This is a genomic window from Lysinibacillus sp. NPDC097287, assembly GCF_044761695.1.
Classification (GTDB): Bacteria; Bacillota; Bacilli; order Bacillales_A; family Planococcaceae; genus Lysinibacillus.
The window spans coordinates 137,262-149,578 of sequence record NZ_JBIWCX010000005.1 but is presented as its reverse complement, the minus strand read 5'-3'; the positions used below and the strand labels follow the sequence as shown (position 1 = coordinate 149,578).

12 protein-coding genes are annotated in these 12,317 nt (G+C 35.7%); 7 read left to right on the top strand and 5 right to left on the bottom strand.

Going from position 1 to position 12,317, the window contains the following annotated elements; genetic code table 11:
* Window positions 1–28: 28 nt before the first annotated feature.
* Entirely contained in the window at window positions 29–703 is a 675-nt protein-coding gene (locus ACIQ2D_RS09705) for a precorrin-3B methylase (RefSeq protein ID WP_402863033.1), read from the top strand.
* Window positions 704–970: 267 nt separating this feature from the next.
* Here the strand turns inward: ACIQ2D_RS09705 and ACIQ2D_RS09700 are convergent, their stop codons facing one another.
* Window positions 971–2,167, bottom strand: coding sequence for a class I SAM-dependent rRNA methyltransferase (locus ACIQ2D_RS09700; RefSeq protein WP_402863030.1), 1,197 nt, complete (start codon window positions 2,165–2,167; stop codon window positions 971–973).
* Window positions 2,168–2,293: 126 nt separating this feature from the next.
* Window positions 2,294–3,223: an alpha/beta hydrolase gene (locus ACIQ2D_RS09695; protein WP_402863027.1), complete on the bottom strand. Its 930-nt coding sequence runs from the start codon at window positions 3,221–3,223 to the stop codon at window positions 2,294–2,296.
* A gap of 171 nt (window positions 3,224–3,394) precedes the next feature.
* On the opposite strand from ACIQ2D_RS09695, the gene ACIQ2D_RS09690 reads away from it, so the two are divergent.
* A complete protein-coding gene (locus ACIQ2D_RS09690) occupies window positions 3,395–3,871 on the top strand; it encodes a dihydrofolate reductase (protein WP_402863024.1) in 477 nt (158 codons plus the stop codon).
* Window positions 3,872–3,904: 33 nt separating this feature from the next.
* Here ACIQ2D_RS09690 and trhA read toward each other — a convergent pair whose 3' ends face one another.
* Window positions 3,905–4,540: a PAQR family membrane homeostasis protein TrhA gene (trhA, locus tag ACIQ2D_RS09685; RefSeq protein WP_402863021.1), complete on the bottom strand. Its 636-nt coding sequence runs from the start codon at window positions 4,538–4,540 to the stop codon at window positions 3,905–3,907.
* Between the two features lie 418 nt (window positions 4,541–4,958).
* Between trhA and ACIQ2D_RS09680 the strand changes: the two genes are divergently transcribed.
* On the top strand, window positions 4,959–5,324 hold the full coding sequence (locus ACIQ2D_RS09680; protein WP_402863018.1) for a cupin domain-containing protein: 366 nt from the start codon (window positions 4,959–4,961) through the stop codon (window positions 5,322–5,324).
* 1,247 nt (window positions 5,325–6,571) lie between these two features.
* On the opposite strand, the gene ACIQ2D_RS09675 is transcribed toward ACIQ2D_RS09680, so the two are convergent.
* Together ACIQ2D_RS09675 and ACIQ2D_RS09670 are read right to left on the bottom strand one after the other, a co-directional pair.
* A complete protein-coding gene (locus ACIQ2D_RS09675) occupies window positions 6,572–6,928 on the bottom strand; it encodes a hypothetical protein (RefSeq protein ID WP_402863015.1) in 357 nt (118 codons plus the stop codon).
* A gap of 766 nt (window positions 6,929–7,694) precedes the next feature.
* Window positions 7,695–8,486 (bottom strand): metallophosphoesterase family protein, encoded by a 792-nt coding sequence (locus ACIQ2D_RS09670; RefSeq protein WP_402863012.1) that lies wholly within the window; start codon window positions 8,484–8,486, stop codon window positions 7,695–7,697.
* A gap of 387 nt (window positions 8,487–8,873) precedes the next feature.
* Between ACIQ2D_RS09670 and ACIQ2D_RS09665 the strand changes: the two genes are divergently transcribed.
* From ACIQ2D_RS09665 to ACIQ2D_RS09650, 4 genes are all read left to right on the top strand, one after another.
* Window positions 8,874–9,302, top strand: a complete 429-nt coding sequence (locus ACIQ2D_RS09665) for a hypothetical protein (protein ID WP_402863009.1) — start codon at window positions 8,874–8,876, stop codon at window positions 9,300–9,302.
* Between the two features lie 67 nt (window positions 9,303–9,369).
* On the top strand, window positions 9,370–9,690 hold the full coding sequence (locus ACIQ2D_RS09660) for a hypothetical protein (protein WP_402863006.1): 321 nt from the start codon (window positions 9,370–9,372) through the stop codon (window positions 9,688–9,690).
* Window positions 9,691–10,370: 680 nt separating this feature from the next.
* On the top strand, window positions 10,371–11,213 hold the full coding sequence (locus tag ACIQ2D_RS09655) for a DegV family protein (RefSeq protein WP_402863003.1): 843 nt from the start codon (window positions 10,371–10,373) through the stop codon (window positions 11,211–11,213).
* 170 nt (window positions 11,214–11,383) lie between these two features.
* Window positions 11,384–12,313, top strand: a complete 930-nt coding sequence (locus ACIQ2D_RS09650; protein WP_402863000.1) for a GDSL-type esterase/lipase family protein — start codon at window positions 11,384–11,386, stop codon at window positions 12,311–12,313.
* The last annotated feature ends 4 nt before the right edge of the window (window positions 12,314–12,317 follow it).

The window sequence follows — 12,317 nt, the reverse complement described above, 5'->3', positions numbered from 1 at the left end:
CTCCTTTTTCATAAGGGGAGAGGTAACCATGTCGATAAATGCATTTAAACATAATATTCCTGACAAAACATTTGCAAAGTTAAATACGGAAGGTGAATTTACTCGTCTTGCAGTAAGTCCTGGTATTATCAATAAGCATTATACACCGCTGCAATTTCAAAAAATCGCGGAAGTAATCGGAGAGAATGGGGCGATTAAATATTCTGCGTCCTATAGTATTCTGCTATCCGTGCCAACGATTGAGGTACCGAGAATGAGACAGGAGCTGGAAGAGGCAGGCTTATATATTGCCCAGCAAGGTCATATTGTGTCGATGAAAGCATGTGATTTTTGTGATGGGGATAAGATGGAGGCAGCAATGATTACAGAAGAGCTGTACGAACGGCTAGAAGGTACAGAGGTACCGAAAAGACTGCGCGTCAATATGAACGGTTGTGCATCAGCTTGCTACAATGCAGTTTATGACGAAATAGGGCTTGTTTATCAGAAAGATAGTTTTGATGTTTATTTAGGAGCTGTGCCAATGGGAAGACATGCACAGGCAGGGGAGTTATTTGCCAAAAAAGTACCTGTACAGTTTATTGAACAACTGTTACAGGCAATTATTGCGGGCTATCAAGCATATGCTCGTCAAGACGAACCATTTCACAAATATTATCATCGAACGAAATCTGCTGATTATTGGGAGCGGCTTATACAATAATGGGGCTGTCCTAAAAGAAAATAGTTTGCTGAGAGTATCTATTTTTTGATATACAGATAAAAATCCGCGTATACTCCTGCGGTAACATAATTTGCGACGAAAGCGTGAGTGAACGTAGCGGCAGGAGCACGCACAAGACGTAAGACGCAATAAACCGCTCGTAGCGAGGATTGCGACTTACGCTGTGCCCGCGGAAAGCGAAGCGGATTTTTACCATATAGAAAGCAAATTGTTCTGCTCAAAGGGACTTATTGGATAGCCTCTTTTTTAGTTTAACTTTTGAATGAAAACAACTTTTAGGTAATTAAATTCAGGGAACTCACGTGGTACTCGGAAATCCTTTGGTAGCCCAAATTCCTCAACGATTTTGTAACGTGTATTTGTTTCTTTAAATGCTTGGTCGATAAAGCCTTTGAATTTCTTCATGCCAAAGCTTGCATTGTTTGTTGAAGCGACAATGACACCATTTTTCTCGGTAATAGCGATTGTATCTATTAAAAGCTTTGGATAATCTTTCGCAGTCGAGAACGTCATTTGCTTCGTACGAGCAAAGCTAGGTGGATCTAATACAACCAGGTCAAATTTTAAGTTGTGGCGTTGTGCATATTTGAAATATTGGAACACGTCCATCACTTTGATGTCCTGTGCCTCGTAATCAATTGCGTTGACACTAAACTGTTCAATAGTTTTAGATAAACTGCGCTTTGCAACATCTACACTCGTTGTCTTCGTAGCACCACCAAGTGCTGCTGCGACTGAGAATGCGCCAGTGTAAGAGAACGTATTAAGCATGTTCGAACCTTTTGCGTAGCGCTCACGAATTGCAAGACGAACCTCACGCTGATCAAGGAAAATGCCTGTCATCGCACCGTCATTTAAATTGACTGCATAGTTCATACCGTTTTCTTTCACGATTAATGGGAATTCACCGGGTGTACCCATGACAAAATCATCTTGTTCTATATACTGCCCTTTACTATCAAAGCGTTTCTTCTCGTAAATCGCTTTATAATTTACAGTTTCAGAAAGTGCTTCATAGACAGCATCCTTGAAAGAGTATATGCCTTCACTATACCAGCTCACCATATAGTAGCCGTCAAAAAAGTCTATCGTTAAGCCACCGATGCCGTCGCCCTCACCGTTAAAGGCACGAAACGCCGTAGTGTTAGGATTGTTAAAGAAGCCTTCACGGTTTTGAATGGCTTTTTTGAATTTTTTTGCAAAGAATGCCGTGTCAATTTCTTCTTCGGCATCTGTTGTTAACAACCAGCCAATCCCTTTATTTTGTAAGCCGTAATAACCAGTTCCAATAAATCGATTGTGAATATCTAGTATGCGTAATAGAGCACCTTCCTCGGCAGGGAGTTTACGTGCATCGACTGCATCTTTTGAAATTAGTGGGTAGCCTTTTTTTAATGGGCCTGCAAATTGATTGTTGATTTGTAGTGCAATTGTTTGTGTCATGTTGTCATCCTTTAAAATGCATTTTGCTCTATTATCGCATTGTTTTAGGAGGATAGACAAATAATTTTATCTTTTTTCAGCAAATGGCATGACATCAGCTGAAAAAAGATAAGTCTCAGGACGTAATTACGATAAAGTGTAATTGATAAACGTTGCAATTTTTTCGACTGTTTCAATCGTAGCTTCCTCAAAATACTCCATTTTACTGAAATAACTGTGGATTAAACCAGGCATAACGATATGTTGGACCTCTACACCAGCTGCGGATAGTTTTTCTGCATAGCTTATGCCTTCATCGAACAGCACATCTGCTTCAGCCGCGAGTAAAATTGTTTTCGGTAAATCTCTAAAATCTTCTGCTTGAAGAGGTGACACTAAAGGATTAGATAGGTTATCTTCTGTTAAATAATGTCCTGTAAACCACTCCATTCCCACTGTGTCTAAACCGAAATGTGCGCCGAATTTCTCATAGGAATCCATTGTGAAATTGATGTTTGTCACTGGATAAATCAGGGCTTGTGCAGTAATTTTTGGTCCATTTTCTCGTTTTGCAATATGTGTCATAACCGTTGCTAAATTACCACCAGCACTATCACCAACGACGATTAAATGTGCCGGATCTCCCTGTAATTCTGCGGCATGTTCATATACCCAAATTAGCGCGTCGTATGCGTCATAAACAGGCGTTGGGAATGGGAATTCTGGTGCTAGTCGGTAATCAACCGATACAACGATAGCTTGTGATTTCTCAGCTAGTAGCTGACAACCGGCATCTGCTGACTCTAAATCTCCAAACACCCAGCCACCGCCGTGGTAGTACACAATGATTGGTAGTGTTTTTCCGTGGATAGGTGTGTAAATACGAACATTAATTTTTGCGCCATCGCGTACTGTTATTTTTTTATCTTCGATGGAAGCAAGAGTTGGTGTAAGCGAAGATTGCCATTTTGGAACAGTGCGTGAAGCTCTAGCCTCTGCTGGTGTCATTTCGTAATAATGTAACCCTGTATCATTTGCTTCTATGTAGCGAATTGCTTCGTTTGTTAATTGTGTCATCTTCATCATTCCTTTTTCGTAACGTTTGTAATTTTTATTATAAACTATTCTTATGAAAATACTAGGGATTAATATTGGAAAAGAAAATTATTTTAAAAGAAGGGAAATATTTCAGTTAGTATGCGAAAATATGTTTATAATATAGGGATATATCCAACTTGGAGGGACAAAATGATTTCATTAATTGTGGCACATGCCGAACAGCGCGTAATTGGCTATGAAAACGATATGCCTTGGCATTTGCCAGGGGAACTACAATATTTTAAGGCGCAAACGATGGGCAAGCCTATTATTATGGGGCGTAAAACGTTCGAATCTATTGGACGACCGTTACCTGGACGCCGTAACATTGTTATTACACGAAATGAAAGTTATAAAGCAGACGGTATAGAAACAGTGGCAAGTTTAGATGATGCACTTAAGCTTGCTGGGGATGTACCTGAAATTATGATTATTGGTGGGGAGCAAATTTTCCGACTTGCTTTGCCAATAGCAGATCGACTTTATGTAACAACAATTCATCATTCATTTCCTGGGGACACATATTTCCCTGAATACGAAGCGGATTTTGTTGAAGTTTCGGCACAAGAGCCAATAACAACACCAGAAGGCTACACATTCCAATATCGTATTTTTGAACGAAAATAAGAAATGCACGGTGTCAAAAGCACCGTGCATTTTTTATAAATAGAGATACACACAAGCATACATCGAGCCGCAGCCCGCTAATACGAAGAGATGCCAAATCATGTGATTGTATGGTAATGTGCGCCAAGCGTAGAATAACGCGCCAATGGTATAAAAAAGTCCGCCAGCTAACAGCAACGTAAAGCCGTTAAATCCAAGATAAGCATAGATAGGCTTTATGGCAAAAATAATGAGCCATCCCATCCCGATATAAAAAATTAAAGAAAGAATTTCAAAACGATTGATAAAGAAGCATTTAAAGGCAACCCCAAGAATCGCGAGGCTCCAAATAGTTATAAGTAATACGGTGCCCAATGTACCACCAATAGCAATCAGTAAAAACGGCGTGTACGTACCAGCTATTAGAATATATATCGATGAATGATCGAGAATTGCAAAAATGTGTTTGTATTTTTCCGGCATGCTATGTAGCAGGGTGGACATTAAAAACAGGATAATAACAGAAACTCCGAAAATACTAAATGTTGTGATTTGCAACGCACTGCCATTTTGAATGCCTGTTAAAATAAGCACAACAAGAGCCGGAATACTTGCAATAAAGCCTATTCCATGCGTAATTGCATTCCAAAGTTCCTCTTTCCAAGTTTTATAATCAAATGATTCAATCATAAATTCCACTCCTTTCGTTCCTAATATTACTATACCCCAATAATATGTATTCTACTATTTACATTTGTCATATGTTTTATGTGTTTTCTGTAATCTATACATACCAAGGTTTGAAGGGCTATTCGTTAAGAATTCGCCCTAGCATCCTCTAAACTACGACTGAACACAGCTACAGACTCTTGTTCCATTTCTTCTAACAGGTGTGCGTAAACTGTATGATAAAAGTCGCCCTCATTACGAGTTGCGGCTTTTTATTAAGTCTAGTACAAGATGTACCAGACCTTATTCAGACAGTAATCAGGTAATAAAAACAAAATAAAGGTAAAACCTATTAAATGTATGGATTAATTTACGTGATACTGTTCACAGCATTTGTTATGTTATACTTTAATTTACTAATTGTTTTGGAGGGATAACAGTGATTGAAAAAGTAAATCTTATGTCCAAATTTGACCTTATTCAAGAGTATTATCAGCCTAAGAACATTGCAAATGTAAATGATTCAGCATTTAAAATAGTTAAACTAAAAGGTGATTTCATTTGGCATCATCACGACGAATCTGATGAATTATTTTTAGTTATTAAAGGACAAATGAAAATAAAATTAAAAGATCAAGATGATATACATTTGGGTGAGGGTGAATTAGTTGTTATTCCAAAAGGAGTAGAACATATGCCGGTAGTTGAAGAAGAAGCTTATGTTGCTCTCATTGAGCCTTATGAATTATTAAATACTGGTAATGTACAAAGTGAACGATCTGTATATAAGGTTGAAACAATATAATATCTACAAATCAAAAAGGTTTCTAGTCACGATCAAACGAGCGTAGCATTTTGTTATTATCAAAATTGTATTACATACTTTTGTTCCCATCCTATATAAAATAGTAGTCGAAGTATTATAATGCAATATAAGGAGGTAATAACAATTTGTGCAGTAAGAGTTGATATGATTAAATACACAACAAAAGAAGATTTGGAAAAAGGAATATTAGAAAAGCGGGAGTCATATAATCCTAACACTCCATCTTTCGTATTAGTAGAGTTGCAAGAAGATATTAATAACTTAGTATTCGATGGTACTCAGAAAGTAGTATTAGTGAATGTAACATACTGATATTAAGGCATCCAGAAATGGGTGCTTTTTATTATGCTTTGTAGTCCAAAAGGTTACAATTATATCCATTTGAATTATGATTAGTTTGGGGGGGAATATATGACTTTGAAAAACAAAAAGAAAATTCTTAATATTTTTAGTGTAGTAAGTATGATAGTATCAACTTACTTTTTTATAAGACTTGTTCAAAAAAGACAGGATTGCACAAGTTCACTTTCTAATAACAGTATTGTATGTGGGTGCCGTAGTATTATCAATTGCGGGTGTTGTAACGCATTGGAAAAATAAATGAGACAGAATTTAGAATTAGCACGGATAGGAAGTTATCAGAAGTTATGTTCAATATGAGCATAGCTTTTTATTATGCCTAGAGAGGAAGTTTGTTTTCTTATAAAAAAATTATTTTTAAAGAGATAAATTACATATGTATATAAGCAGCCAATGATAATAGAACTTCACAGTCCCTTAACATATTTTTATTTTTTAATCTGTCTACCTAATAGGGAGCATATCAATTAGCCTAGCTGGTCTTATTTGTATTTGTTCGGATGAATTTGTCTATGTAAAGTATTAGCTCCAAAGAAAAGAAAGATAGCACCAGCTATTCTTAAAATTATGTTTTTTATCAAAGCATCATCGATAGTTATGGCTATAAGTGAACTTCCAAATAAAATCATCATGAATCCAAACAAACCTTTTTTGAACCTCAATGTTTAGCCCCTTCCTCGCCGCATGCTGTTAGCAATAATGCTGATAGTGCTCCGATTTAAAATGATTACTTCTTCTGTAAATACCTCCCTTGATATAACCATTTTAGGAAAATATGTAATGAATGTATACATAAAAAAACAGACAACATTAATTGTTATCTGTTAATCCATTTTTAATGGAAAAGTAAAACTGAAAGGAAAATATTATTTAATAGAAATTTTGTGCTTCTCACTAAGAAGTATTGTATCGTTTACTTTAACAACAATATTTAAAGTTAAGAATCCGCCGATTTTTACATTTATTTTTGACACAGTACCATCAGTTTCTATAATTTCACCCTTTAATTTTATATAAGGGGTAATTTTTTTGAACATATTGTCTCTGCTTTTTTTATCCACTACTTCATTATTAATATAAAGAACTTCTTCATTCATTGCATTTATTATTCGAATGATGTGTCCTTTATATTCTATTTGCCACACTTTAAACGCTTCTTTTTCTAAATCCTCTGTTGCATTTTTCCATTCATCTCTTAGTTCTTCTCGTAAATTTTTAAACAAGATATTGCCTCCATAAAATCTATTGATTATTTCATAGTTTAAGTTCTATATTTTCAAGGTATGTGCGAGTGTCCATTTAGAACCTTGATTAATATATGTAGTTTCATTTTATAGAAAATACTTACAATAGTACATAGAAAAAGACATAAAACCATAATTTAGTTATCTACTTTAAAATAGTTTTTTAATTGTCAGTTTCAATGACGGATAACGTGGCTTCATAATTAATGGTTTAGGTTTTTTATTTTAATAGGTTTAACTCCAGCTAAATAAAGTTGGATTATCAACAAAAATGAACGATCTACTCAATAAAAGAAACTGTTTACTGCGTTATAAGAAATCTGCATAATTAGAAGAGGTATTAACAAATGTAACAGCTTAGCTTTCTAAATAATCAAAAGGATTTTTGATGAAAACTTCGATGAAATTTTCGAAGGAGTAAGCGACGATATTAAAGATGACTTTTATGACCGCAATTAAAGCATGAAAACCTGAAAATTATTAAAACAAAGTCAGAAACAAAAACCCTATCCCTTAAAGGGGGAGAGGGTTTTCGTCTTGCTCGAATTTATTAATTTCAGCTAAAAGTATAAAACGATTCATATCATCACTTTCCGGTTTATACTTACCGGAAAGATAATCATCCATAATCTCATCTTTTTCCTTAATGAAGGCATCTTTAAATTGTTTAATTCCACGACTTCACCTCGATTGCACATCTATTTCATTTTGTTCTTCACGGTCCCAAATAATTAACAGCAGCTATTTAGTAAGATGCTTTTCTTTTCAGAACGTTTTCTATTACGCTCAAATCATTACTTACTGAATAGATAGTTTCTTGATTACCTTGAGTTGATAAAGCATGTAAAGAACCGCCGAATACAGCTCCGCCATCAATTCCGATTTTAGTACCACATGGGGATATCCACACCTTATCACTTCCATCTTCATTCAGTTTATCAGTAGTTGTATGCCCAAATACGATTGTTTTACCGGTTTTGTTTTTTGCATTGTGGAAGGGTCCGCGGATCCAATAGAAGTCTGATTCATTCGTGTCCTTCCAATTATCCAATAATAAATTAACACCTGCGTGAACAAATATGTAATCTCCCCACTCTAAACAAAGAGGGCGACTTCTAAAAAAGGCAAGTTCATCCTTAAATTTTTCACGAACCATATCTGCGATTTCTTGAGGTCTGTATTTACTTACTACATCTTCACCGAAGAACGAACGTAACGTATCCTGACCGCCATGTGGATGATGGTTAATATAGAATTTGATAGGCTCTTCATCCGAATCCAAAGGTTTGTCGATAGAATCTACAGGTTCTTCAAGCCACTCTAAGAACATTTTTTCGTGATTGCCACTTAACACAATTGCTCCGTATTTCTTTTGTAATTCTTGAGCTAATTTAACAACAGCATAAGAGTCTTCACCTCTATCGATTAAATCCCCAAGTAATACTAATTGCTGATGATCTGGATTCCATTTTTTTAATAATTCTTCGAACATCTTAATTTTTCCGTGAATATCACCAATTACAAATACATTTTCCATTATGTCGTACCTCTCTGTTTTAATTCGATTTATCTGTAGCAATTATATTATATTTTTTCCGGCTGAAAAACCGATTTATGAATGTGGAAATTATTTAGCTATAAAAATGAAAGATTGTCAATTTTCATTCTATAAAACGTGTTTTAGAAGACGGGTTGGCTAAAGATAATTACTTATACATTGGTATGTATTATCTATCGGTATATTGATTTTTAGCTTCCACTGTGAAAAAAGGTCAATCAAAATCATATCATCTCTAATATTTTAGAGTAGAGAGGATTTATTTTTTTGATATATATGATAATCTTGCTAAGAAGATTGTGAAGAAATCTACTTAAAATAAACAATAGAAGATATATGAAGTATCTGCTGAAATAGGAGACTGAAATGTTCACTATACAAACATATTTATTTAATCCGGAATATGACGTAGACAAAATGCACTTAAAGAAATATATATTACTTGATGAAGTAGATTTCAACGATGAAGCGCAAAGTCTATACGGCATTGTTAAGATTTCTGATGGACAACAAACATTCACCAGTTCAAATGAGTGGATGCCGCAATATTGGTTTATCTTCTTACAAGTGCTAAACGGGGCTTTTCGTGACGGAGAAGACCATTGGGAATTTCCATCGTTATTACAGATGTCTTTAGATGGTGAGCTGATTACGCTTCAACAAGACGATGAAATATTTATATTTCCTGCTCAACCTTTTGCACAAGCTGTGGCAAATTATCTTGAGGGCTTTATCCAAGTCTGTCCAAATTATTTTTCTCATACATATCCTGACAATGCAGTTGCAGTAAAATAGGGAGAGCCTACATCAATTTATTAACTATTTTCTATAGAGGTACGGTAGATGGAAAAGGAGAGGTTTTATGCATAGAGAAATATTAAAACAAAGAATATTAAGTGAACCATCTAAATGCATTTCTTATTTGGAGGAACTAATTAGCGCAAATAAATTTAACGATGGTGAAGCGTTGGGAATATCGCTGCTTCTCATTAAAAATGGGCCCGAAAGATTAACGGATGAACAATGGTATGCCTTTATTGAAAATGGTTTATTACCACATAATTATGTAGAGAAATGCGAAAGATGTACTGACCATATTCATTGGTCAGATATGTTCAGTGCTATTTTTATAAATAAAGATCATCTATGTGCTTACTGTAGTTATTTAGAAAATAAAGATTAAGTCTTTTGCCTTCCACATTCATCTGTGAAGGGCTTTTATGTTCTTTGAAATGCACTGTGTCAAGAAGTGCTTTTTAATGTAAGGATATATTTTTATAATTGACCAAAAAAAAGATTGAAGCTTATTAGCTGCAATCTCACTCACACTCGATATTTATTAGCCCTCAAACAGCCCGATTTCGCCCTCAATCAGCCTTGAAACCATGCTTTTCTATGCATATCTTGCATCGACGTGTTGATATTCAAGTGAACTGGTTAAGGGAAATTGGTTTCAAGCATGCTGATTGTTATTTCAAATGGATGGAAATCGCCGTATTTGGGGTAGTAAAATAATTTACTTCGGTACATACCGGTTGTTGGAATTTGATCCCATATTATGATTTATTGAAAGGACACCAGAGGAACAACAAGGTTTAGTATGATTAGGGTGTATTATGTATATATTATACTAAGCGTAATAAAAATAAATTTGTAATAAATTTCAAGTTAAAAGTGTCATGCCGAATTCCCAACTGCCATTGAGTTATTTATTAGACAAGACGAACAGAAAAAGCTATAGTATCAAAGGAAAAGACTACGGTAGACACTCAAAATGTACTTGGCAAATGACAAATGTCATGTTTACAGATGGAAACTATTGTCGATATAATAATATTTAATGAAGTAAAAGGATGTGTCAACATGGGACGAATTCATATTGTAACAGACTCAACTTGCGATTTGACCAAAGAAGAAGTAGAAAAACATGGTATACATATCGTGCCGTTAACGGTTCAAATCGATGGGAAAACGTATACGGACGGGGTTGATTTAGAGCCTCAATCATTTTTAGGCTTAATGAAGGGTTCTAAAGAATTACCAAAAAGTTCTCAACCAGCACCAGGTAAATTTAAAGAATTGTATGATGAACTTGGAAAAGATGGCGATCAAGTTATTTCAATTCATATGACAGGTGGCATGAGTGGGACAGTGGAATCTGCTCGTCAAGCTGCACAAATGACAGATGTAGATGTCACAGTTGTGGATTCTCGTTACATCGCATTTGGTCTTGCTTTTCAATTACGCGAAGCGATTAAAATGCGTGATGCAGGGGCAAGTGTGGAAGAAATTATTGCACGACTAGATGAGGTACGTGCAGGTACACATTTATATGTCATTGTAGATACACTTGAAAACCTAATTAAAGGTGGACGTATTGGTAAAGGTACTGGTTTTATCGGTTCACTTCTTAATATTAAAGTTATTGCGAACTTGGAGGGTGGCGTGTACAATCCGGTTACAAAAGTGCGCAGTCATAAGCAAGTGGTCAATTACTTATTTAAACAATTCCAAGCGGATACTGCTGGCAAAACAGTGAAGGGTGTTGGAATTTCACATGCTGACGGTATGACGACAATGGGTAGTCCGTTGAAAACACTGATTGAAGAAACTGGCTTTAAAGATGTCGAGATTGCCTTTACATCGCCGATTATTTCTACACATACAGGTCCAGGTGCTATTGGCTTTATTTATTTCGCAGAATAATTTGATGAGAGCTAGTACATCTTGTTATGGATGTACTAGTTTTTTTATGAAGCTCACTAAATTACGATTACCCTTTAGAAATTATTCAATTTCTAAAGGGTAACAAGCTTTTCATACGTTCATAAACTATTTATAATGAAGATAACAGCAAATAGATGGAAGGTGGTCAAATGAACATTTGGCGAGTTTTCTTGTCATGTTTGATCGTCTTAGTACTAAGTGGTTGTACCATTTCAATTGATGAACCGGATCCGCAAGCTGAACGAGTTGAAGAACAGACAGATACAGAACAAGAAACGACAAATGATGTAGAGCAGACGCAAGAAGAGGGTGAGCCCTCAAAGAATGCATTGACGAAATTTTTTGAGCATTTTTTTGACCCATCAACAGAGGATTCCCCGAGTGTGGATGTTGAAAAAGCGAAGCCACTGCATTACTTGGCGCTAGGCGATTCTTTAACGGATGGTGTCGGTGATGAGTATAATCAAGACGGTTATGTTGGAAGATTAGCTGGCACACTGCAAACTTGGTCTTCGATTTCAGAAGTTGAAATTGAAAATCGGGGAAAACGTGGTCGTCGCAGTGATCAGCTACTAAAATTAATCAAAAAAGGGCATTATGATGAGGAATTACAACAAGCGGGGCTTATTTCGATGACGATGGGTGGCAATGATGTCATGAAGGTCGTCAAACAAGACTTATTCAACTTGAAGCGTGATGCCTTTGATGCGGAATTACTTGCTTATAAGGAACGCTATAGTAAAATTGTAGACAACATTCGAGCAAAAAATCCAACGGCACCATTGTTGCTTATAGGATTTTATAATCCTTTCTCGATTGTGACAAGAGAGGCAAATGAATTCGATACGATTATTACTGAATGGAATCGAATTATCGAGGAAATTGCGAGTAAAGATACCAATGCTTGTTATGTATCAGTGGAAGATTTATTTGATTCGAATGAAGAGCTTGTCTATCATACAGATTTCTTCCATCCCAATGCAAAAGGATATGAAAAGATGACGGAGCGCATCGTTGCAAGTATGGAACTATGTGGTATGGAACAAAAGATCAAACAGGAAATAGGCTTCGAGGAGTGACATA

What these genes read in the sequence shown, in the direction of transcription:
- ACIQ2D_RS09705 (WP_402863033.1), top strand. Translation starts at nt 29, where the DNA reads ATGTCGATAAATGCATTTAAACATAATATTCCTGACAAAACATTTGCA.
- ACIQ2D_RS09655 (WP_402863003.1), top strand. Translation starts at nt 10,371, where the DNA reads ATGGGACGAATTCATATTGTAACAGACTCAACTTGCGATTTGACCAAA.
- ACIQ2D_RS09695 (WP_402863027.1), bottom strand. Translation starts at nt 3,223, where the DNA reads ATGACACAATTAACAAACGAAGCAATTCGCTACATAGAAGCAAATGAT.
- ACIQ2D_RS09670 (WP_402863012.1), bottom strand. Translation starts at nt 8,486, where the DNA reads ATGGAAAATGTATTTGTAATTGGTGATATTCACGGAAAAATTAAGATG.
- ACIQ2D_RS09690 (WP_402863024.1), top strand. Translation starts at nt 3,395, where the DNA reads ATGATTTCATTAATTGTGGCACATGCCGAACAGCGCGTAATTGGCTAT.
- ACIQ2D_RS09650 (WP_402863000.1), top strand. Translation starts at nt 11,384, where the DNA reads ATGAACATTTGGCGAGTTTTCTTGTCATGTTTGATCGTCTTAGTACTA.
- ACIQ2D_RS09665 (WP_402863009.1), top strand. Translation starts at nt 8,874, where the DNA reads ATGTTCACTATACAAACATATTTATTTAATCCGGAATATGACGTAGAC.
- trhA (WP_402863021.1), bottom strand. Translation starts at nt 4,540, where the DNA reads ATGATTGAATCATTTGATTATAAAACTTGGAAAGAGGAACTTTGGAAT.
- ACIQ2D_RS09700 (WP_402863030.1), bottom strand. Translation starts at nt 2,167, where the DNA reads ATGACACAAACAATTGCACTACAAATCAACAATCAATTTGCAGGCCCA.
- ACIQ2D_RS09660 (WP_402863006.1), top strand. Translation starts at nt 9,370, where the DNA reads ATGCATAGAGAAATATTAAAACAAAGAATATTAAGTGAACCATCTAAA.